This is a genomic window from Compostibacillus humi (assembly GCF_014637175.1).
Classification (GTDB): Bacteria; Bacillota; Bacilli; order Bacillales; family Amphibacillaceae; genus Oceanobacillus; species Oceanobacillus humi.
The window spans coordinates 1-23,926 of record NZ_BMEV01000043.1; the positions used below are offsets into that span (position 1 = coordinate 1).

Consider the following 23,926-nt stretch of genomic DNA (forward strand, 5'->3'; position numbering starts at 1 on the left):
ACGATGCTTCAGCTCTTTAATACGAAGCTGTAGTTTCTCTTCTTCTGTCAGCTGTTGCTTTGACTCTAAGGTCTTGCCACGACGATCTTGAAGACCTTGCTCCCCACTTTTTTTCATACTTGCGTACCCAGCTATATACTTGTTGGTAAGAGACACTATACTTTTCAGCTGCCCCACGATAGTCGCGATCGTTGGCAATCGTATATTGTACAATTTCGATACGCTCTTGAAGGTTGGTTTTACGCCCTTTAGTCACGGTTCCTCTTCCTTTACTAGTAGATTTTATCTTCTTCCCACTAGTATACTGATTTATCCAGTGACGTAAAACCGAATGAGATGAAATATTGAACTTTTCACAAGTCGTTCTTAAACTGCCTTCTCTATTTAAATAATATTCAACAGCTTCCCTCTTCAGCTCGCTGGAATACCCCTTCCATGTCCTCGAATCCTTTAAACCATCGACCCCATCTGCTTTATACTTACGAACCCATAAGTTAATCGTCGTCCTGTCAACAGCGTATTCTTCAGCAATCCTGCTTACAGATGCGCTCCCCTCCATGACACGTAATACTACCTCTATCCTTTCATTTAAAGTATGTTTACTACTCCTTTTCGACATAGAAAAAGCCCCCCATACAGTAATAGAGAATATTTATTATTTCTCTGTCTACTGTATTGGGAGCATATCACCTACTGTTTACATGTACTGATTCAATTAGAAACAAAAAGTAAAAAGTCGCTGCTTCGAATTAGCCGCTGGTTAAAGGCAGCATTATGGAAGCCAGCTTACATTTGGCTGCGAAGGTTTGAGAAAAAAGCCGTTCCATAACAAAGGCAAATGTCGTTGTCCCTTTTGGATGAACTGTATATAATTTTCAAAAAATGGATAAAGCCACCTTTAGTTGGACTTTGACTTTTTGACTTAATTTATGAGAAAATTATTTACGGAATATTCCAACTATATTTATGCAATGCTAGTGGTATTTCCTATGATATCAATCTTTTCGTGGATTTGTGCTTAAAATTTTGGCTCTGTTAAAGGTAAATGTTGATAATTGATGCCTATCCGAATTCTTGATATAATCAACATAGGAACAAACATTCGGGGAGGTTGCCAAGGTGAGCAAAGCGTTTAGCAACTTGTTAAAGTATATCGACAAATTACCACATACAAAAAAAGAACAAGTTTACCAATGGGTTAAACGCTATGTTGAACCTTCTTCCTCTGCTGGTGGGCGTTTAATCAATGAAATGAGAAAAACTCGCTTCAAGGAAGGATTTGAGTGTCCTCATTGTTCATCAGAATACGTTGTTCGGTTCGGAAAATATAATGGTCGGCAACGGTATCGCTGTAAATGTTGTGGCAAAACCTTCAATGACACGACCAATACTGTCTTGTACCGTACCCGAAAAGGCAACGAATGGATTACATTTGTTGATTGTATGTTCAAAGGATATTCCCTGCGAAAATCTGCTGAAATCGTAGGGGTTACTTGGGTTACGCTTTTTTATTGGAGGCACAAACTGTTAAACGCTTTGAAACAAATGGATTTTGAACATTTTGAAGGTATCGTTGAAATTGACGAGACCTATTTCCTGTACTCTCAAAAAGGACAACGAGGAATTACTGAACGTAAACCTCGCAAACTTGGCGGAAAGTCCAAACACAGAGGAATAAGCCACGAACAGGTTTGTGTTCTTGTTGCGAGAGACCGAACAAAAGCAACCGTATTCAAAGTTGCTTGTATGGGGCGTATTGTGAAAACACAAGTCGATAATTTAATTGGTTCTAAACTGTCCAATGAAAATGTTCTTGTAACCGATGCTTGGAAGGCTTACAAAACATATGCAAAAGAAAAGGGTTTAGAGCATTATCGGATTAAATCAGACGATGGCAAACACGTTATCAAGGGCTTATATCACATTCACAATGTCAATGGTCTCCATTCTCGTCTAAAACAATGGATAGACCGCTTTAAAGGTGTGGCTACGAAATATCTTGATATTACCTTGCTTGGTTCTTATTTGTCGATAGTCGTGGTAACGAAAGCACTAATCAGCATATTAAAGAATTTCTATTAACATCATTTGTATTTGAAATGACAGACACATATGACAGTTTGAGACTGTCAAAATTCAATGTGTAGTTGATATAAGTAAGGATGTGTGTCTATGGTAAATTCCGATAAATTAGTTTATCCAGCATTCATACAACAGGACGATGAAGGAATCTTTGGTGTTTATTTCCCCACCCTGTTTCCTGAATCAGGATGGGACTTTCCTTTATCACGAGGAGAAACAAAACGTGAAGCGATAAAAAATGCAAAAAAAGATTTGGCTTACTCTTTAGCAGGAATCTTATACGATAATGAAGAACTTCCTGAACCTATCCCTATTCAAAGCAACCACCTTTCCCAAGGGATGGAATTAATAGAGGTGGAGACATCGCTCGAACCGTATGCCGAAGAAATAGAGGAACATTTAAAAGGACGCCATTGGCATATTTGCTATTACGTTGAAGAAAATGATGATTTTATAGAAGCCATTGGGTATAAAAATGACCAAGGAACGTGGGACATTTTTTTGAGTTGTTCTGAGGATGAAATTGAAATTTTTGATTCCTTCTGCAAGAAAAATCCTGATTATCCTAATTACCCTTTACTTTTTACTGTCAGATTACGAACTGAAGCTGAGGAGAAATTTAATCAGTTTGTTGAAGATGTATTCAACAAAAGGAGGGCGTTAGTTAATAAAAAATTGATGAAACCCCATTTATTAGGTTTCATCAATTTTTTATGCAATTATCAACATTAAAATTTAACAGAGCCAAAATTTTTGAATTTTTCATAGGCACACGTTTAATAAATTTGGAAAAAATTAGGGATGGATACGATTCTCGAAGAGATTTTTAAAGAGCGCAAGCACGAAATCAATTTAGAACGTGCCATTTTTGCAATGGTCGCAAACCGTGCGCTTGCCCCTTCCAGTAAATTAGGAATGGAAGAATGGATATCCGAAGATGTCTATCTCCCTGGGCTTTCAAGTGTTCATTGCCATCAGCTTTACCGTGCCATGGACGAGTTATTGGATGCCCAAAGTTTGTTGGAAGATCGTGTATTTGACAATGTTTCCAACCTGTTCAATCTGGAAGTTGATCTTCTCTATTTCGATACGACATCCAGTTACTTTGAAGTCGCTCCCGACGAAACCCCGGAAGATGACGATTTTCGGCTTCAAGGATACTCGAAAGATAAACGTCCGGACCTCGTACAAACGGTGATTGGACTAGCGGTTTACACGTGAAGGCATTCCCATTAAAGTGTGGTCTTGGCCGGGAAACACGATGGATATGAATGTGATTGAGGAAGTGAAGAAAGATTTGATGGGTTGGCGCCTTGGGCGCATCATCCATGTGATGGATCGTGGTTTTTCCTCCGAAGAAAATCTACGCATCCTACAACGTGGTGCCGGACATTATATTATCGGCGAACGGATGCGGGCAGGCAAAAAGGATGTGGAAGCTGCACTTAGTAAACGTGGACGGTTCCATACCATTCGTGAAAACCTCTTAGTAAAAGAATCGATTGTTGGAGATGGCGAAGCCAGAAAACGCTATGTGATCGCCTATAATCCGGAAGAAGCCGAACGTGACCGCCGTCAAAGAAACGAAATCATCTGTGCCGTTGAGGAACAGCTTGAAAATTTGAAACAATTACCGAATGAAGCCCACCACAAACGGGCATGTGCTTTACGGGCGCATAAAGTGTACGGGAAATATATCCGCCAATTGAAAGATGGTACCTTGAAACTGAATAAGCAAGCCATACGGGATGAAGAGAAATACGATGGCAAATACTTAATCCGGACTTCCGACGATACGTTATCCCTTGAGGATATTGCGTTAGGGTATAAGCAGTTACTTCAAGTCGAAAGCGCTTTTCGAACGTTAAAGTCCACATTAAACATACGGCCGATGTACCATCGGCTAGAGAGACGAATTCGAGCTCATATCATCATTAATTGGCTGGCACTTTTGCTTGTCAGGTTGATTGAAAATGAAACCGGCTCGAGTTGGGATTCCGTGCGTCGTGAGGTCCAAAGGCTTCAAGTGGGTCATTTCACCACGAAGGATGGAGATCTATATCGTACGACGACACCAACCGCCAAACAGAAAGAGATTTTCAATAAAGTAGGCGTGAATCTGCCTCCTGAAATTTTAGAAATCAAACCGAAAAGCTAGTAACACAATAATTATGCCCTTTTTACCCCTCAAAACCTTGATACACAAAGCTTTGAGGGGCATTCGTTTACCTAGCAACTGTCGAACTCGGGTTTCAAATCTTGCTTGAAACTTAACGAAGCAAATCGTATACACTTGCCAAACACCAGTGAATTTGATTGAATTTTAATAAATGATGAAGGGTGAGGAGGAAGCGATGATGATTACGGATATCGATATGAAGCATCTTAGGCGTTGTGTAGAATTGGCAAAAACGGCATTGGAGAAAGGGGACGAGCCATTCGGTTCGGTGCTTGTTTCAGCAGAAGGAGAAGTGCTTTTTGAAGATCATAACCATGTGGCAGGCGGAGACCATACCCAGCACCCGGAATTTGCCATTGCCCGATGGGCAGCCAATCATATGACACCGGAGGAAAGGAGCAAGGCTACCGTATATACTTCCGGAGAACATTGCCCGATGTGTGCTGCAGCCCATGGATGGGTCGGTTTAGGCCGGATCGTTTATGCAAGCTCGTCAGAGCAGCTGGCACAATGGTTGAGTGAGTTAGGAGTACCTCCATCCCGCGTACGAAATCTCCCTATCCAGGAAGTTATTCGGGACACCAAAGTAGACGGTCCCGTACCCGAACTGGCAGAGCAAGTCCGCGAACTTCACCGTCAGTTTCACGCTAAGAATCGCTAAAAAAGGGGCTCTAAAACTGACATTTTAGAGCCCCATTTCTTTTACTTCTCAAAAAATTCATCCTCTCTCGTCAAAGGTAAGCAGGCAATCAAAGATTTAAAGATAGGACGATTTTTCAATTGATTACTACTCCTACTACTTATACCGTGCAAACTTCACTGCGTCCAAAGATAGAAAAAGAAGAAAGACGAAAAATCTTTTAATCTCTGAAGGCCATCAATTGATTATTTAAGGCTTTTGTTTTTGTGTAAACATCTTGATAGATAGCAAAAAGTTCTTCATACTTCTCAACATTTGCCGGAATGGGCTCGTAGATGTCAGCTTCATTCAAAAATTGCTCAGCACAATCTTTTATCGAATCAAACCAGCCACAGCCATTGGCTGCAAGAATGGCAGCCCCCATTCCAGGTCCCTGCTCACTCTTCATTTTTATAATTTTCGCATTGAAAATGTCTGCCTGCATTTGTAGCCACGTCGCATTTTTCGCTCCACCGCCAATTGATACAATCGTATCGATTGTCTTTCCAGATTCACGAAAAATTTTAACGGATTCATTCAAAGAAAAAGTTATCCCTTCTAAAAGAGTACGAACAAAATGTCTTCTTTCATGTATCGAATCGATGCCAATAAAACTTCCGCGGATATTTGCTTCAACATGCGGTGTTCGTTCCCCTGCAATATATGGTGTGAATAGCAGACCATTGGAACCAGCTGAAACGGTGTCAATATCAGCGGTGAAAGAGTAAGTGAGTCTATAACGTGTGTATGCGTTGAGAGGGCAGAGGCCGTAATACTCGATGCGCACTTCAAGAAACCAAAAAAATCTACTAGCTACTTAATTTCTGGACAGCCCCTACTATTTTTTACTTGCTCCATGCTTTCCGTAATGTTAAAATGACTAATGACCAATTTCATATTTTAGTCGAAAAACGGAGGTTCAATAAGGATGAATGACAAAAAGTTAAAAATTATTAATGCTGCAAAGAAATCCTTTAGTCAATTTGGTTATAAAGCAACAACGATGGATCAAATTGCCAAAATTGCACAAGTAGGTAAGGGAACAATTTATACATATTTTTCTTCTAAAGAAGAAATACTAAAAGCTATTATAGATTTATTTGTCGTTGAAATGAGAGATGTTGCAGAAAGTGCAATTCTACGAAGACAGCCGTTTATTAAAAGTTTTAATGAAGTTCTACATACTATAACTAAATTTCAATCAGAACATGAATTAATGATTAAACTTTCTCAAGAGGTAAAGGAAATCGGAACTCCTGAAGTCATTGCAGCAATGAAATCTGTAGAAGATGAAATTTGTGAATTTATTGAAGTAAAAATCGAAACCGCGATTGAACGTGGAGAATTACGGAAATGTGATCCAAAAATAACATCCTTTTTAATGTTTAAAATGTACGTAAACCTGGTTAATAACTGGAAAGAACGTCATGAACCATTAGATAAAGATCAAATTGCAGAACTTATCAATACATATTTTATTGAGGGAATTGGAATGAAAAATGAAGACTATTAATAATTGACATAGTTCTTGTTACATGATGTCGAAATATGATCTATATTTTTTAAATAAATTGACCAAAAACTATTCTAGTCATATTCATAGTTTTATTGGAGGATGCTATGAGGAACGTTATCAATATCTTTAAGCAGGATATAAGAAATATAAAAAGAGTTCCATTGTTTGCTTTAATTTTATTAGCAATTGCTGTATTACCTGCTCTTTATGCGTGGTTTAACTTAGGGTCTACATGGGACCCCTATACAAATACGGAGGGGATTCAAATAGCCGTTGTTAATGAAGATGAAGGAGTAGAAATAGAAGGAGAATCCATTAACATTGGTGAAGAGATTGTTCATAGTTTGAAAGAGAATCAAGATTTCGGATGGAATTTTATTTCGAAACGTGAAGCAGAAGAAGGTGTAAAATTAGGGAATTTGTATGCTGCCATTTATATTGATAAAAACTTTTCTAGAAATTTAATTAAGGTTCTTGATGGGGATCCGACGCAAGCGGAAATAGTTTATCAAGTGAATGAAAAAATGAATGCAATTGCTCCTAAGATGACGTCGGCTGGAGCAAATACGGTTGTTTCTAAAATAAATGACAAGTTGATTGAAGAAACGTCAAAGGCTCTTCTGGAACAATTAGATAAGCTTGGCATTAAGGTGGAAGAAGAACTTCCGACAATGCGTAAAATGAAAAGGATAGTCGATGAAATTCATAAAAGTTTCCCTGAAATTAATCATTTTGCAGAAAGTTTAATGGAAATAGAAGAAAACTGGGATAAGATCGATAATCGTGTAGAACAATTTATTGGATTACAAGATTATTTTCCTCAGATAGACAAAGGTGCGGAATACATTTTCCGTCTAGAAGAGCAATTGCCGAAGATAAACCAGATAGGAAATGAAGTCTTAAAGATCGAACAGTCTATACCAGAACTGGAAAAAGCAGTTGAAAAACTAACGATTTTTCGAGATCGCTTTACTGAAGTGGGAGAGCAATTAAAAGATGGTCTAGAAAAAGCAAATGTAGCAAAAGAGAAGATTGCACAAATGCAGAATTTGATTCCTGTTTTAGAGGAAAACAGAGAGTATGCAGAGGAATTTTTGCAAATTGTTGAATCACTAAAGGAACAAGCTGCAAAAACAGACTCGACAATGAGCGAAATTTTCCTTCAGCAAATCCAGTTTATCAGTGAAACCGCAACATTGACAGATCAAGTTATTGAAGATTTTTATAATAAAGATTCGCTTGAAGAGGCCACGAAATATGTTACAAATTTAAATGAACAATTAACAAATCAAATTGCAGTGATTGATCAAATCATAAAGTACTATGAGCTTATGAATCAAAAACAGCAGAATGAACAAATCCAAGATATGGTAGATAAGCTAACTGTTTTACGTAACAAAATGGAGACTCTTCAACAATCAGTTAATTCACTGCAAAATGAAATAAATAACGGAAACTTTACCTCAGAAAAATTAAAAGAAATTCGTGAAAAGAACCAGGCTGTGAAAGAAGCTTCTACAACATTGATGAACATGTTAAACAGCGAACAAGGAAAAAACCTGACTACAGCTTTTATGGATCTAATGGAGCGGATTGAACAGTCAAATAGTGGATTAGAAAATTTGTATTCTGAATTAGAATCATTGGGGAATGTATTAAATTTATCTAACGATATCGTAAATAAAAGCGGAGAAACGATTGAAAGACTCATTAATGAACTCCCAGATGTGGAAGCTAAAGTAAATAAACTCGTAGATATCACAGAAGAAGAACTTCCAAAAGTGGTCAATACTATTGAAAATTTGGCTAAATTTGTGAATGAAAAATTACCTTCCTTTGAAAAGCTTGTTCATAATGCAGCACATATGATGAAGTCAGATTATCCAACAATGAAAGAGAAGTATGATAATATTGCGACATTATTAACAGAAAAGGCTCCTAAAGTGAAAAATTCATTACATGATATAAATAGCTATAGTCGTGAGTATTTACCTGAATTTGAACATGTGATAGATGAGTTAGCCGATCACATTAAGAAAATTGAAGAAGAGGACCAAATAAATAAGTTGATTTCCTTATTACGAAATGATCTTGATAAAGAAAGTGAATTTTTTGCCAATCCAGTTGACTTAAAAGAAGAACACTTATTTGAAATACCGAATTATGGATCAGCGAATGCACCATTTTATACGACATTAAGTATTTGGGTAGGAGCGTTATTATTATCAAATTTAATTTCCACCAACGTGCATCCTATAGATATGCGCAAGGAATATACATTACGTCATGTATATTTTGGAAAGCTAATTATTTTCTTGTTTATTGGAATTTTACAAAGCATTATTGTTAGTGTAGGAAATTTACTTTTGCTTGGGATTTACACAAAGCATCCAGTTTTCTTTGTTGTGTTTTCCATGTTAATCTCTATAGTATTAATGACAATCGTTTATACACTCGTATCTATTTTCGGAAATATTGGTAAAGGGCTTGCGATTATCCTTCTCGTGCTGCAATTATCGAGCAGCGGAGGCACCTTCCCAATTGATGTTGCGCCACCATTTTTCCAGGCAATTCATCCATTCTTACCATTTACTTACGCGATAAATCTGTTACGAGAAGCAGTTGCAGGAGCTATTCCCGTTCTCGTGGCGAAGTATATAAGCATTTTACTCATTTTTATGGTTCTTGCACTTCTTGTTGGGGCACTCTTAAAACCTTTACTTGCTGAACGCATTGAGGCTGCATATGAAAAAACGAAAGCTAGCAGGATGTTGGAGTAAAAGTCAATTTAAAACAAGACAGGAATCTTTTATCCTGTCTTGTTCCGATGGAACCTTTCATTATTTTTTCTAGAGCTTTTAGAAAAAGGTTTCCTAATCCTATAAATGCAATCGTGTCGATTATAATTAAGACTAGACCTGGTGTTTTCTTAAGATTTCTGGATGTCATCCGTATGAAAGTTAAACAATGGGTGTTTGGATGAGCATACTTTTTTTGTTCGGCCTTGTGGACCTGCATCCAATGTAAGACCTGTATCTTGATCCATCATGAAGTAATAAACTGGATTAGTCACTTTATCTAAATTAACCTCTTGATTAAGCAGCCTGCTGTACCATTGTACGGATGCCTTTAAATTACTGAAGCTACGACCAGGAAATGTTTATACTTCCAATGGTGTCGTTGATTTTGTAAAACCACTTATTGAACACTGCAATGAAAATTTCCAGAAACCACACCATTTTTGCGTGGAGATAGTGGATTTGCTGTCCCGGCTTTGTATGAATTAAGTGAAAAAGAGTCTGTCTATTACGTGATTCGTCTAAAATCAAACGCTATTTTACAGCGAATGGCAGACGAATTACATCCAACAACGGAGATATCAGATGTTTCCATGTCTGAATGCTATTATGAAGAAATCGAATACCAGGCAAAATCATGGTCGAAGTCCAGAAAAGTCATCGTACAATCTGTTCGTCCTGCAGGTGAATTGTTTTTTACACACTCATTTTTTGTCACAAACCTAATAGATGCGTTCTCTCCAAAGGATATCGTTCGTGCTTACCAAAAAAGAGGCACGATAGAGAATTATATTAAGGTAGCTAAAAGCGGTTTTTACATGGATAAAATGAACAGCCATTCCTTCCAAGTGAATGAAGCAAAAATGATGTTAAGTCTATTAGCATACAACCTAACGAATTGGCTACGTACTCTTTGCTTTCCAGAAAAACAGACAAGTATGCAAATCGAAACCATTCGTGCAAGAATTATTAAAGTTGCGAGTAAATTGGTAAAATCAGGACGATCCTACTTTAAATTGTCCTCTTGTTTTGTGTGCCAAAAATTCTTTTGGGAAGTACTTCAGCGAATTCAACGTCTTAAGCTAGAATAATTCAATTGAATAGCTGTTTTTTTAAAAGGATGAAAGACCAAGGGGGCAGTATGCCCAAAATCAGGATTGATTAAAGAGGCATTGGATGCAAATGATGGTGAGGGACGAAAAATGGCTTTACGCATGATTCCCCTAAATTTCATTGGACAACCAGAAGATATAGCCAATGCTGTTCTGTTTTTAGCTAGTGACGAATCTCGTTATATTACAGGTACAGAGTTAGTCATTGATGGCGGTGCTTTATTGCAGTAATTTAGAATAAATATATTATAACCTGAATTATTCATAGAAAACTTTTGATTACTTATGAATGCTTATTTATCAAGCGTTTCATCTGACTTGATCATGCATCAAATAAATGAAAAAAGAATCCATTTCTGTTAAAGTTAAATCACGACAAAATAACCACAGAAAGGATTCTTATAATGGCTACTTTACCGCATTTAACTTTAGATTTCAATCGTCAAATTAAATTGTCAAATGATGGGGGTTCTCTTTCTTCTGATACAGGTGAATTTATCTTTAGGGAATTCGATGAGAAAATCGGATTCTCTAAAACCTTGGCTCGACATCTACATTTGAAAGACGATAGAAAATACCATGTTCATTCGAATGAAAATTTACTCCGTCAAAAGATTTATCAAATCATTGCTGGTTATGCTGAAGATGACAGTGCTGATCAATTGACGAATGATCCTGTCTTCACACAAATTATCGGACGGTCCTGTACCTGAACTGGCAGAGCAAGTCCGCGAACTTCATCGTCAGTTTCATGAAAAGGACTGAGCTTTTTATAACGTCTTTTTCTAGATTAATAGAAAATAGGAGTCCTGTTTAGGGCTCCTATTCTTTTCTCGTAAAAAGCTGCAGCTTATCCCATGCTATGATGATAGTATAGTTTCACACACTTAGTTCGTTATCTACCATGTTATATATTTCCCATATATTCATAGATTATGATATACGGGCCTTCCTGCTTACTTTACATACCAATCTCCGTCTTTACAAATACGTTTGTTGCCCTTCCATTGCCTGACACTAATTTGCCGTTATGATATCCCTCATAATGATATGAATAAATACATGCTGCTGAATTTTGATCCGTTGAAATCCAGCGTATGTCACTAATCGTATACGCTTCTTCTTTTATCAATTCCCAGGCGTTTTCGAAGTATTTTTGTATTTCGACCATATTGCTGCCAATCGTTCTCCTTCCTTATCCATAAAGTAATTTCGCAGAAAAAATGCGCCCAAAAAGCTGTTTGAATGCACCTTATATTTGATTATTTTCCGTTTTCACTCTCCAAGACTTTAAATCTATCCTGCAGCGCTCTTCCCAAAAAGTGCATCGCTGCAGATTTTATTTGCCCGTCATTTTCAATAAACTTTACTTGTCCATTAAATTTTGACAGATTCAGATGTTTGGCGATTGTTAACAATATAGCTACTCCTGCTCTGTTATTGCCCCCCCAGTATCCCTTGACTGGAAGACCAAATATTTCCTTCCTTGATAATCGACCGTCCTTCAACAATATCATCTACTGTATCTAGGTGAGCGTTTAAAAGAATTGTTGGTCCATTGCCGCTTCCATATGTTTTTTCTGCCAATAAGTTTCCGTAATGGTCTTCAGTTATATGGTCAACGTAGCGTGTGAGTTTTTCTTTCACAACTTCCCGGACCGCATCCTCTTCCCCGCTGACACCGGAAATGGACAGCAAACATTCGATTTCGTGATAAAGAAGTTGTTCCTCGACATATTGAATACCGTGTTCAAGCCAATCCAATTGAATCAAGCTTAACACTTCTGCTAAGTCCAACAATTTGGTTCGTTCTAAACGAATTGGTACGTGATAACTGGACCGATTTTCCCGATAAGTAACATGTGGAACTCCCAGCACACGTAGTAAATCAGCTAATGCTTCTATATTTATTTTTTATTAAAATCGAAAACTGCAGCTTATCCGAAGCTGCATTATTTCATTATATTTCTCTGTTTAAAATCTCTCCAGGCAATCCATCAATTCGAATAGCCTCTCTGAATGCCTATATAATGCAAAAATGCCCTTGGGTACTATCTGCATTTTCCCCAAGAGCATTATAAACATATTAATTATTGATTGCCGCTTCACTATAGTGAGAGCGCTTACCTTTACGCACTCTTTCTGCCTCCACTAAGTGCATCTAAGCGCCTGTTGTTCGTCGCAATAATGTAAACCGCTATGGTCCAAATAATCAGTGCTATGATTGTTCCAATATTGAAAATACCTTTTTCTGCTGTCCAAATAATAGAATATCCGACACAGCCAGCTAATAGCGAATAATAGAAAAATGGCAAGAGTGTTTTTCGGATAACATGTCCTTCTTTCCCTACAAGGCCGACCACCGCTGATGCTGCAACGACGTTATGCACACAAATCATGTTACCGGCTGCCCCGCCAACTGCCTGGAGGGCAACAATCCAGGATGGATCCGCACCAATACGTTCTCCGACTCCGTATTGGAAATAAGAGAACATCATATTACTTATCGTATTACTTCCAGCTACAAAGGCTCCTATTCCCCCAACAAATGTCGCGAAAACCGGATACACGGAACCGGCAAGATTTGCCACCCCTTCCGCCAAGGCAATCGGCATTTCCGGATAGCCGGCTGCCCCGCCTGCTGTGTTAATAAACACTTGAACCATAGGAACCGTAAACACTAGCGCAGTACTGGCAGCAATGATGGTTTTCCAAGACGTCTTCACAGCTTTGCCAAAATCGCTAGGCTTCATTCCGTGCATAAAGTAGGTGAGTACGGCAACAACGATGAAAATAAAGCCCGGAGAATATAAAATTTCCCAGCTGGAAGTTATGCTAGTTCCGAAAATATTCGGTACTACAATTTTAGCAGATTTCAGCCAATCTCCAACTGGGGTCAATCTTGTTATAAGTAAAAATACAGCAATTAATACATATGGAGCCCAAGCACGCCACATGGAGATTTTTCCTGCATAAATATCGTTGTTTTTCAGTTCCAGACGGCCGGTCCAGATTGGATCCCAATGCTCTTTTTCCTCAAAATCCCAAATATCTTCCCCTTTTGGAGTAAGAAACCCTTTTTGTGCAGCAGGAATGACGATAGCCAACCCGATTAAGCCTCCAAGCAGTGCCGGAAATTCAGGACCTAATAAGTAGGCAACGAGAATATAAGGAATTGTCATCGCAAGAGCCGCGAATAAGGCAAACTTCCATACTTTTAGACCTTCACTGAAGGATTTGTTCTTTCCAAAAAACCTCGTCATAATCCCAACTAAAAATAATGGAACGAGCAGTCCTGCAATAACATGAAGTGTAGCAACTTTTGTTGCAGTACTAAAAACAAAACTAGAAATATCGAGTTGTGACAGAGGCTCGATACCTGTAGCTACACCGACAAGCATAGGTGTTCCAACAGCCCCGAATGACACCGGCGTACTTTGGATAATCATGCCGGCGACAACGGCAGCCATTGCCGGAAACCCAAGACCAACCATTAACGGTACCGCAACAGCAGCTGGTGTACCAAACCCTGCTGAACCTTCAATAAACGAGCCGAACAGCCAGGCAATGATAATCACCTGGATACGTCGGTCAGGGGAAATATCGGTAAAACCGCGGCGAATCGTGTGCAAAGCTCCGCTTTCCTGTAGAGTGTTCAACAATAGTATAGCGCCAAAAATAATAAATAATAACGTGACAGCAACAATTAGACCGTGTACAGTAGCCGCAGCGACTTGCGGAAAGGTTACATCCCAGACAAACAGCGCCAGAAGCACTGCAACGATGTAGGATAGCGGCATCGCTTTACTTGCAGGCCACTTTAACCCTACTAGAAAAATCGCAACAACAATAATTGGAAGTAACGCAAGAAATGCTAATAATCCTTCCCCCATGTTTTTCCCTCCTTAAAATTTCAATATTAAACAACGTTATTACTTCCTAAGATGTAATATTGTTGCTTAATTTGATTGCGGGGTTTTCCTTCATTTTTTTATGTTGCCTGTTGCCGAATCTCCTCATCCTACATAACTTTTCATCCCTCTCCTTCATTACTAGATTTGGTGCAGACTGCCTCTCAAGAAGATAGACTCACATTCCGCAGAAACATTTAGCAATTATTATTAATAACGGAATATTCTGAATAAAATAGGTAGTTTTTGCGAATATATTAATCAATAAATCTTTAAAAAGGTTCTAGGCTGGAGCCTTGAACAAAACTGAATGATTCGATAAAATTCCTTTTATCTTTTCAAGGAACAGGTTGCATTTCGTTCTGTCCAGCCCTTTTCACTTCAACACAGCGTCCCGGCTGCGGAAACAGCTTGCCTGGATTCAGCAAGTCTTTCGGATTAAATACTTCCCGGATATTTGTTTGCGCCGCTATTTCTTCATCAGTAAAAATAAAACGCATCTCCGCAGCTTTTTCAATCCCGACTCCGTGTTCCCCTGTAATGGAGCCGCCTGCATCGGCACAAACCTTCAAACATTCGGAACCGGCTTTGGCCGCACGTTCGCTTTCTCCAGGAACGCTGGCATCGTACAAAATAAGCGGATGGAGATTTCCATCTCCCGCATGAAATATATTTGCAATCCGCAAATTATACTTTTTGCCGATCTCCTTTATTTTTGCTAATACTTCAGGCAAACGCGTCCTCGGTATGACCCCGTCCTGAACGAGGTAATCTGGAGAAATCGCACCCATAGCGCCAAAACCCATCTTCCGGTTCGCCCACCAAAGAGCGCGTTCCGCTTCATTCTTTGCAACTTTTACTTCACGGACATTATTTTGCTTACATACGGTAAGAATCTCTTCAATTTGATCATCAATTCCAGCAACAATGCCGTCCACTTCAATCAGAAGGAATGCAGCAATATCTCTTGGATGTCCCACCGGATAGGCGGCAGATTCCACTCCTTCAATGGCAACGTCATCCATCATTTCCAATGCTGCGGGAATAATGCCAGCAGCGATAATATCAGAAACAGCCTGGCTTGCATCGTCAATTTCATCAAAATAGGCAAGCACTGTCTTCTTACCTTCCGGATTCTTTAATACCTTTACCGTCACTTTCGTCACAATTCCCAGCGTGCCTTCGGATCCGGTCAATAAGCCGAGCAGGTCGTACCCTGGCTGGTCTGGAATCCCCTCTTTTCCAATTTCTACAATCTCTCCGCTCGGCAGAACAATTTCCAGCCCTAAAATATGATTTGTCGTTACCCCGTATTTCAAGCAGTGGGCACCGCCTGAATTTTCAGCGACATTCCCGCCAATGGTGCATGCATACTGGCTGGAAGGATCAGGCGCATAATAGTAGCCTTTATCGGAAATAGACTGGGTCAGCTTCAAATTGATAAAACCCGGTTCTACTACCGCTTTTCTATTTTCCAAGTCGAGATGAAGCATCCGTTTCATTTTCACCATACTAATGATGACCTCTCCGCCGAGCGGGGTTGCGCCTCCGCTCAAACCGGTTCCCGCTCCCCTTGCAATATACGGTACTTCTTCTTTATTTAAACATTTCACCACTTCGGACACTTGCTGTGTACTCTGCACGAATACAACAGCTCTCGGCATCCCTTTGTACATCGTGTAGCCGTCACACTCGTAAGCAATCAAATCTTCTCTTTTATAGAGCACTTCACTTTCGCCAACGATATCCATTAATTTTCGCACAACTGGATCCGATGTCTCTACTTTTCCCTTTCTTCCAAACAAACCATCACCCCGTTTCGTTAGGATAGCCCTTGCTCCTTATCCTTTTCATAAGCCCAGTCTAAAAGCTGTACCGTATGGACAACCTTTTCGCTGCGGCCATGCTTTTGGACTCCCATTGCAATCTGGAGCATGCAGCCCGGGTTCCCCATTGAAATCATCTCTACATTTTCCGGTATATCATCAATTTTTCGGTCCAATAGTTTTCCTGCCATTTCAGGATGAGTAAGATTATAAATCCCTGCACTGCCGCAACATCTGTCTGCATCAGGCAATTCAACCAGTTCAACACCCGGAATCTCTTTCAAAAGCTGCCTTGGTTCAAAGCGGACCCCTTGCCCATGGGCAAGATGACAGGCGTCGTGGTATGTAACTTTTGTATTTATTTCCGATTTTGGCCGTTCAAAATCATTTTCATATAAAAACTTGGAAACATCTTCAACTTTTTCTGAGAACTCCTTCGCCAGCGGAAGCATCTCTGGGTCGTTCCGGAACAGTTCATCATATTCTTGGAGGGCACAGCCGCACCCTGCTGCATTGACGATTACTTTATCATAATCTTTAAAGGCTTCAATATTCTGTTTAGCTAGTTCTTTACCGGTCTTCCGATCTCCAGCGTGAATATGAAGTGCACCACAACACGTTTGTTGTTTTGGCAAGCCGACTTCATACCCATTCCGATTCAATACCCGAATGGTCGCTTCGTTTACATCACTGAACATCACATCCATCACACAGCCCGTCAGCATGCCGACTCTTCCTTTTGTCTCCCCTTCAGCCGGCACAACTTCCGGGTATCTTGCAAGCACCGGTTTTCCTGCTTCTGGAAGAATCGACTCCATGTCCTTCAAATGTCTCGGCATGACATTGAGCACACCCGTTTTTCTCGCTACCGTTTGCAGGCCGCTATTTTGGTAAAACCTCATAAACCCTGCCAACCGGTTCATCCGTTTCTTATTTGGGAAAATGCCATTCAGGAAGGTTTTGCTGACAGCGCCTTTCAAACCTGTGAGAGGCATTGCCTGGCGGATTTGTCCCCGGGCTTCCTCAATCAAACCGCCGACCTGAACATCTGCCGGGCAGGCAGTTTCACACGCCCTGCAGTCAAGACAATCAAAAATCGGCTTTGCAAAAGCTTCATTGATGTCCAGCTTTCCTTCTGCTACTGCTTTAATTAAATACACCCGGCCTCGAGGTGAATGCTGTTCTTCTCCTGTTTCCTGGTATGTCGGACATGCTTCCAGACACATGCCGCAATGAACGCAATCTGCCCATTTGTTCGGATCAGGTAGATCATCCCACAGATAGTTTCCCAACGTCTTCGTTTCGCAGGCAGGCCCGTTTTCCAGCATCCCAGCAAGGTTCACTGTCTCCCTCTCTTTTTCACCTACATTCATGTCATATTCCCCCTACAAATCTTTTTCTGTTCAGGATTCGCTTCGGATCGTTCACTTTTTTTATACCTTCCAGAAGGGCGAAATATGTTGGTCTCTCGCCCCACACATTGACAGCTTCCCTTAGCTTAAACGGCAAGTGGGTACATACGACATAGCCATGTTTTTCTTCTGCTTTTCCTCGCAATGCGTGTATAAAAGCCGCGGTGTTTTCCTGCTGGCCTTTGATATAGACGCGGGAAATACCGTGTCCTAAACCGCCGTGACCTTCCATAGCGACATGGTGAGTTTCTGCAAGCAGTTCTGCCGTTTGCAGAACATCAAGCACATCCAGATTATTGCTTCCAATTTTCAGCGCTGCCAGCGTAGTTCCTTCATTCATCTCATCATTGTAGCCATTCGGACCAATTCGCCGGAAGTCTTCCCACCATTTCTTTGCTTCTTCCTGATGCAATACAGTAAGTTCCACACCAGCAGGCAAATTTTCTCGGACCCACTTCTCTTGCGCAATTACCGCATTTTCCCTGTCCTCAAAAGAGATGGCCAGCGTGTAACTGCTTTTTCCAGTTAATTTTTCCGCGAGAGAAGGAGACAACAATTCTAAAGTTACCGGCTCCATCATTGAATCGAGCAAGGAGACAGAGAAATCCCGGATCGGCTGACCATTTCCATCGGGAAAATGGAGCAGCGACAGTCCTTCATATTTCGGGAGCGGGCGCAGTTTAATGGTAATCTCACTAATGACACCAAGGGTTCCCATGGCACCGATAAAAAGCTTGTTCATATCATAGCCCGCCACATTTTTTACGACTTTTCCTCCAGTACGGATTACCCTGCCGTCGGCATACACTACCCGCAAGCCGATGACCAAATCTCGTGCTGAACCATAAAGCAGCCTTTTTGGCCCGCTGTCATTGGCGGAAATAATTCCTCCAATCGTTGCCATCTCCGGCCAGGGGGGATCCAGTGCAACAGATTGTCCTTTTAAAGCCAGTTCATCGGCAATTTCTTTGAGCGTCGTCCCTGGCCGCACCGTCATGGTCAGATCACCGACGGAATGTTCCACAATCCCTTTATAATTCGCAAGCGATAATAAAATATCGGCTTTTTCTATTTCACCGCCATATCCCCGCTTCGTACCGCCAGAAATTACGTTCACTGTTTTTTCGTTTTCGTAGGCATAGGCAAGTACTTTGGAAATATCCTCCTCGGAATATGCTTCGATGATTTGAACGCCGCTGTTGCCAAGGAGATGATCCTGCTCCTTATTTTCTTTTATTTGTTCCTTCGGCAATATGTTTTCTATGTCTGAAACAATCATGCAAATCCCCCTTTGGTGAAATGTAAGGTCTTCCTCTGAATCTTGGGATGTACAGCATACTTCTTTCCTACTAAAACACTAATCAGTTGTACCTATATATAGAAGATTTATATTTTAGCATATATTCTGATAAATCTAATTATAGATTACCTGTTATTCACCATTTAATCAAGAAAACTTTTTGAATTTGGCTATAAATTACGTTGATCATTGGAATAGATTCAGAGGAAGCTATTCGTAGGGATAATCTGTTCCACGAAAATTACTTTGCGACGGTGTTCATTGAAGCTGCTGCTGAACCGCTGCCTTTTTCTTAAATTCGATTCTGCGACGATGCAAAATAGGTTCTGTATATCCATTTGGCTGCTCTCTTCCCTTAAACACTAAATCGCAAGCTGCCTGGAAGGCGACCGAACTGTCGAAGTTTGGAGCCATTGGCCGATATGCCGGATCACCTGCATTTTGTTCGTCTACTACTTTTGCCATCCGTTTTAGCGTATCCATCATTTGTTCTTCCGTACAAACACCGTGATACAGCCAATTTGCGAGAAGCTGGCTGGAAATTCTTAACGTTGCCCGGTCCTCCATTAAACCGATATTATTAATATCCGGCACTTTGGAACAGCCGATTCCTTGTTCCACCCAGCGAACGACATAACCGAGCAGGGTTTGGCAGCTATTATTTAGCTCCTCCTGAATTTCCTCCGCAGACCAATTTGGATTCTGTGCTACAGGTATTTGCAATATATCAGAATGATAATTAATGTACTCTTTTAATAGCTCTTCCTGCACTTTGTTTACGTCAACTTGATGATAATGAATCGCATGTAATGTTGCTGCCGTTGGCGATGGCACCCATGCCGTGTTTCCTCCTGCTTTTACATGGCCGATTTTTTGTTTTAGCATATCTGCCATCATATCCGGCATCGCCCACATTCCTTTGCCGATTTGTGCTTTCCCTTTAAAGCCAGTTTGGAGACCGATCTTCACATTATTTTTCTCATATCCATCAAGCCATGTTGATGTTTTCATATCTCCCTTGCGAATCATCGGCCCTGCTTCCATCGACGTGTGAATTTCATCACCAGTTCGGTCCAGGAAGCCCGTGTTTATGAAAACGATCCTATCTTTTACTTCATAAATACAATTTTTTAAGTTTAGGCTCGTACGGCGTTCCTCGTCCATTACGCCGATTTTTAATGTGTTCGGCTCCATATTAAGCATGTTTTCCACACGACTGAATAGTTCATTGGCAAAAGCAACCTCTTTGGAACCGTGCATTTTCGGTTTAACAATGTACACTGAACCTTTTGCGGAGTTTTGGTAAAGCCCATTTCCTAGGAGATTATGTTTCGCTATTAAACTCGTAAATACACAATCCATGATTCCTTCCGGTATTTCTTCCCCATTTTCATCCAAAACGGCATTATTCGTCATTAAATGCCCCACATTACGTACAAACATAAGCGCTCGGCCAGAAAGGGTAAATTTTTCTCCTTTTGGACTTGTATACTCTCGATCTGGATTTAATCTGCGTGTGATCGTTTTGCCGTTTTTTTCGAACGTGGCGGTTAAATCCCCTTTATTTAATCCAAGCCAATTACGGTATACGCGTGTTTTATCTTCCGCATCCACCGCAGCGACAGAATCTTCGCAGTCCATGATAACAGTTGTTGCCGACTCTAAATAGACGTCCTTCACACCTGCAGCGTCCATTTTTCCAATCGGGTGGTCACGGTCAATTTGGATTTCAATATGCAAGCCGTTATTTACAAACAGGACTGCCGACGGCTTCGCCTCCTCTCCTTGATAGCCTGCAAATTTAGAAGCATCCTTCAGTCCCGTCCGCTCTCCATTTCGCAATGTCGCTTCTACATTTCCGTTGGCAACCGCATAACTCGCAACATCCGCGTGGGACCCTCTTTCCAGCCCCACATGTTCATCCAAAAATTTTTTTACAAAAGCTATGACCTTATCTCCCCGCACAGGATTATAAGCTCCGGTTTTCTCCGCTCCTCCTTCTTCACTAATGACATCCGTGCCATACAATGCATCATAGAGGGAACTCCAGCGGGCATTGGCAGCGTTCAGCGCGTAACGTGCATTGTCAATTGGCACGACGAGCTGCGGCCCTGCTTGCTGTGTAATAACATCATCAATATTTTTTGTGCCAATTGTAAAATCTTCTACCGGCTTTTCAAGATAGCCGATTTCCTCAAGAAATGCCTTATATTTATTCGGATCTAAGGTCTTGTTTTCTCTATGCCATGCATCAATTTTCTTCTGTATAGATTCCCGCTCTTCCAGCAGCGCTTTATTCTTAGGCGCCAAATCGGCTACAAGTTTTCCAAAATCAGCCCAAAAACGCTCACAGTCAAGTCCAGTACCAGGAAGCGCTTCCAAATTGATGAAATCATAGAGCACTTTTGCAACGTGGAGAGTTCCCGTCTTCACATAACCATTCATTCCAGTTCCTCCCTTTCACTTCTATCTATAACTCTCATTCTATTACGTCCCTCGCATAAACAGAAATACAAGTTTTGCATACTTGCTATTCCTTTTGGCTATACAATGGCGTATAATCAGGTACAAACATAGTACGGAGATAGGGGGAGGGAATGATGGATATCAGACAAGTAGCTTACTTTGTAGAAGTTGCAAAGCAAAAAAGCTTTACTAAGGCAGCTGCCGCACTGCATATTTCACAGCCCTCTTTAAGTAAGACAATTAAGAAACTTGAGGACGAGCTCGGAACCCCGCTTTTTTACAGGGCTAGAAAAGGATTGGAGCTGACCGATACGGGAAAAGTGTTTCTGTCCAACGCACAAAATTTGCTCGATGCGTTTGATAATTTGACCGCACAGCTGGATGATGTCGGAGAACTGAAAAAAGGGGAAATCAAAATTGGAATCCCGCCAATCATTGGTGCGGCATTTTTTTCCACCGTCATCAGCAAATATATCGAGCTTTATCCTTCCATCCGAATTAGTTTAAACGAGGTCGGCAGCAATAAAATTCAAGAAGAAGTCAGCGATGGAGAACTCGATGTCGGTTTAATCTGTAATCTTCCCATCCAAAAAGAAAACTATGAAACGATGCAGCTGTTAAAGGATCCGCTAATGCTAATTGTGCATAAGGACAACCCGTTGTCGAAAAAAGAGGCCATTCGCTTTTCCGATTTAGAAAATGAACCGCTAATTCTTTACAGACGGGACTTCTCTCTTCATGACCGGATTATGGAAGCATGCAAAAGCCATGGTTTTTATCCAAATGTCGTCTGTGAAAGTTCACAGAAGGAATTCATGATAGAAATGGTGGAAGCAAAACTAGGCGGAGCATTATTGCCAAGCAGAATATGCCAGCAAATTGACAATAAAAATATTAAAGCAATTCCGTTCGATGAGCCGGTCGTATTCTTGGAATTAGCGATGATTTGGAAAAAAGGCAAATATTTATCCCACGCAGTCAGAAAACTTATTGCTTTAGCAGAGACCCAGTGGATACTGCACGAATGAGGGAATAAAAATATGCGGGCGGCTGAAATATAAGGAGATAAGCCGATATATCCGGAATTTCGCCGATATGCCAGTGAGAAAAGCTGATATTTTGCAGAACGCCGATTACCGCAACGGGAACGCCGATATATTCGGAGATAAGCCGATTTCTTAAAACTTTCGCCGAATTCCTGAAAAGAAAAGCCGAAATTTCGTAAATAGCCGATTTCACTCTGGAAATGGCCGATATAATTAAAGATAAGCTGATAACTAGAAATATAAGTCAATATCCTAGCAAGAAAAACCGATATATTGTGACAAGCAAATAAAATTAATAGGATTCACAAAAGACAACCGCTTTTGTGAATCCTACTTGTATTTCTTAGTAAGTTATTTACTTTCTCAAGGATGCTAGATAAACGTCCTGTGCTGCCCTTACACCAGCTCCAGGCTCGAAGGAGTAAGCGAAGTCCTGTAATCCTGCTTCCATCAGTGAAACTGCTTGAAGGATGTCGCTAGGGAAACAATAGCCCATATGTCCGAAGCGGAAAATTTTCCCTTGAAGCCGTCCAAGGCCGCCGGCAAAATCCAAGTGATACTTCTTCTTTAAGTGACGGAGATACTCAGCAAGATCCAGGCTCTTCGGAGTGCGGATTGCCGTAATGGTTGGTGATGCATATTCATCATCTGTCAGCAATTCAATGTTTAATGCGTTCATCGCTGCACGAACCATATTTTTCATAACTTCGTGCCTTTCTGCTGTTTTTGAAATGCCGCCTTCCTCTTCAATCAAATCACACACAGCAGAAAGCCCCATTATGAGAGATACTGCCGGAGTATTCGGGGTCATACCTTTTTCCGCCCAATCCCGATAGCTTAACAAGTCTAAATAATATGCAGTGGAGCGGTTCGCCTCAATCACCTTCCAAGCCTTTTCGTTCACTGCGACGATGGATAGGCCTGGCGGAAGCATCATTGCCTTTTGTGAACCGGTTACTAAAATATCAATCCCCCACTCATCCATTTCGGCAGGAACTCCCCCAATACCGCTCACGCCATCCACAATAAAAATTGCATCGGAATGTTCCTTTACTGCTTCTGCCAATTCCCAAACCGGGTTCAGGATGCCGGTTGACGTTTCATTGTAGGTGGCAAAAACAGCCTTAATATTGGATAACGGTTTTAAAAAGTCAGCCAGTTCCTCCTTCGTACAAGCTTCGCCCCATTCTTTTTCAAGTTTATGTACTACTAAGCCATTCTTTTCGCAGATGGAGACGAAATAATCCCCAAAAGCGCCTACAGTTACGACGACGACTTCTTCCCCCGGGGAAACCGTGTTTACTACCGCTGCTTCCAGCGCTGCCGTTCCGCCTGAAGGGAGAAGCAAAATTTCCTGCTTCGTCCCAAAAATTGGTTTTACACGTTCCGTCGTTTCCCGATAAAGCTTTACAAATTCTTCCGAACGATGACTAATCATATTTTCCGCCATGGCCAGCTCTACCTTTTTCGGTATAGGCGTTGGCCCTGGATGCCGTAAAATATTTGGATACATACCTTCCCGCTCCCCCTTCTTTATTTTTATTGCTGTCTCATACAGACATTGAAAAGAGTATCTAACTTAATCAGCTACTTTAAGAA

General features: G+C 40.7%; 15 protein-coding genes and 7 pseudogenes. 11 read left to right on the top strand and 11 right to left on the bottom strand.

The window, feature by feature from the left end:
- Positions 1–16: 16 nt before the first annotated feature.
- Positions 17–619, bottom strand: a complete 603-nt coding sequence (locus IEV18_RS11330) for a helix-turn-helix domain-containing protein (RefSeq protein ID WP_188392496.1) — start codon at positions 617–619, stop codon at positions 17–19.
- Positions 620–685: 66 nt separating this feature from the next.
- Here IEV18_RS11330 and IEV18_RS17280 point away from each other — a divergent pair.
- From IEV18_RS17280 to IEV18_RS11350, 5 genes and pseudogenes are all read left to right on the top strand, one after another.
- A pseudogene (locus IEV18_RS17280) lies at positions 686–829 on the top strand (IS4 family transposase); the annotation flags it as partial.
- Between the two features lie 290 nt (positions 830–1,119).
- Positions 1,120–2,147 (top strand): annotated as a pseudogene (locus IEV18_RS11335) (IS1595 family transposase).
- A 25-nt stretch (positions 2,148–2,172) separates the two neighbouring features.
- Positions 2,173–2,814, top strand: coding sequence for a type II toxin-antitoxin system HicB family antitoxin (locus IEV18_RS11340; RefSeq protein ID WP_188392497.1), 642 nt, complete (start codon positions 2,173–2,175; stop codon positions 2,812–2,814).
- Positions 2,815–2,865: 51 nt separating this feature from the next.
- A pseudogene (locus IEV18_RS11345) lies at positions 2,866–4,240 on the top strand (IS1634 family transposase); the annotation flags it as partial.
- Between the two features lie 199 nt (positions 4,241–4,439).
- Positions 4,440–4,922: a nucleoside deaminase gene (locus IEV18_RS11350; RefSeq protein ID WP_188392498.1), complete on the top strand. Its 483-nt coding sequence runs from the start codon at positions 4,440–4,442 to the stop codon at positions 4,920–4,922.
- Between the two features lie 199 nt (positions 4,923–5,121).
- Here IEV18_RS11350 and IEV18_RS11355 read toward each other — a convergent pair.
- Positions 5,122–5,655 (bottom strand): annotated as a pseudogene (locus IEV18_RS11355) (FGGY-family carbohydrate kinase); the annotation flags it as partial.
- 213 nt (positions 5,656–5,868) lie between these two features.
- Between IEV18_RS11355 and IEV18_RS11360 the strand changes: the two are divergent.
- From IEV18_RS11360 to IEV18_RS11380, 5 genes and pseudogenes are all read left to right on the top strand, one after another.
- Positions 5,869–6,453, top strand: a complete 585-nt coding sequence (locus tag IEV18_RS11360) for a TetR/AcrR family transcriptional regulator (protein ID WP_188392500.1) — start codon at positions 5,869–5,871, stop codon at positions 6,451–6,453.
- Between the two features lie 107 nt (positions 6,454–6,560).
- Positions 6,561–9,236, top strand: a complete 2,676-nt coding sequence (locus tag IEV18_RS11365; protein ID WP_188392501.1) for a YhgE/Pip domain-containing protein — start codon at positions 6,561–6,563, stop codon at positions 9,234–9,236.
- A 357-nt stretch (positions 9,237–9,593) separates the two neighbouring features.
- A pseudogene (locus IEV18_RS11370) lies at positions 9,594–10,345 on the top strand (IS1380 family transposase); the annotation flags it as partial.
- 81 nt (positions 10,346–10,426) lie between these two features.
- Positions 10,427–10,597 carry an SDR family oxidoreductase gene (locus IEV18_RS11375; RefSeq protein WP_373281917.1) on the top strand — a complete coding sequence of 57 codons (171 nt, stop codon included), beginning with the start codon at positions 10,427–10,429 and terminating at the stop codon, positions 10,595–10,597.
- 173 nt (positions 10,598–10,770) lie between these two features.
- Positions 10,771–11,064, top strand: a pseudogene (locus IEV18_RS11380) (transposase); the annotation flags it as partial.
- 263 nt (positions 11,065–11,327) lie between these two features.
- Here IEV18_RS11380 and IEV18_RS17610 read toward each other — a convergent pair.
- The 8 genes and pseudogenes from IEV18_RS17610 to IEV18_RS11415 all read right to left on the bottom strand — a co-directional run.
- Positions 11,328–11,531 (bottom strand): annotated as a pseudogene (locus tag IEV18_RS17610) (Cif family virulence factor); the annotation flags it as partial.
- Between the two features lie 97 nt (positions 11,532–11,628).
- On the bottom strand, positions 11,629–11,784 hold the full coding sequence (locus IEV18_RS11385) for a BAR domain-containing protein (protein WP_188392502.1): 156 nt from the start codon (positions 11,782–11,784) through the stop codon (positions 11,629–11,631).
- 19 nt (positions 11,785–11,803) lie between these two features.
- Positions 11,804–12,244, bottom strand: a complete 441-nt coding sequence (locus IEV18_RS11390; protein ID WP_188392503.1) for a hypothetical protein — start codon at positions 12,242–12,244, stop codon at positions 11,804–11,806.
- Between the two features lie 251 nt (positions 12,245–12,495).
- A complete protein-coding gene (locus IEV18_RS11395; protein WP_188392504.1) occupies positions 12,496–14,259 on the bottom strand; it encodes an L-lactate permease in 1,764 nt (587 codons plus the stop codon).
- A gap of 356 nt (positions 14,260–14,615) precedes the next feature.
- Positions 14,616–16,028: an FAD-linked oxidase C-terminal domain-containing protein gene (locus tag IEV18_RS11400; protein WP_188392515.1), complete on the bottom strand. Its 1,413-nt coding sequence runs from the start codon at positions 16,026–16,028 to the stop codon at positions 14,616–14,618.
- Positions 16,029–16,099: 71 nt separating this feature from the next.
- On the bottom strand, positions 16,100–17,476 hold the full coding sequence (locus IEV18_RS11405; protein WP_373281918.1) for a (Fe-S)-binding protein: 1,377 nt from the start codon (positions 17,474–17,476) through the stop codon (positions 16,100–16,102).
- 1 nt (position 17,477) lies between these two features.
- Positions 17,478–18,794, bottom strand: a complete 1,317-nt coding sequence (locus IEV18_RS11410; RefSeq protein ID WP_188392505.1) for an FAD-binding oxidoreductase — start codon at positions 18,792–18,794, stop codon at positions 17,478–17,480.
- A gap of 279 nt (positions 18,795–19,073) precedes the next feature.
- Entirely contained in the window at positions 19,074–21,260 is a 2,187-nt protein-coding gene (locus IEV18_RS11415) for a malate synthase G (RefSeq protein ID WP_188392506.1), read from the bottom strand.
- A gap of 155 nt (positions 21,261–21,415) precedes the next feature.
- On the opposite strand from IEV18_RS11415, the gene IEV18_RS11420 reads away from it, so the two are divergent.
- On the top strand, positions 21,416–22,309 hold the full coding sequence (locus tag IEV18_RS11420; protein WP_188392507.1) for a LysR family transcriptional regulator: 894 nt from the start codon (positions 21,416–21,418) through the stop codon (positions 22,307–22,309).
- Positions 22,310–22,682: 373 nt separating this feature from the next.
- Here the strand turns inward: IEV18_RS11420 and IEV18_RS11425 are convergent, their stop codons facing one another.
- Complete coding sequence (locus IEV18_RS11425) at positions 22,683–23,840, bottom strand: pyridoxal-phosphate-dependent aminotransferase family protein (RefSeq protein ID WP_188392508.1); 1,158 nt, start codon at positions 23,838–23,840, stop codon at positions 22,683–22,685.
- Between the last annotated feature and the right edge of the window lie 86 nt (positions 23,841–23,926).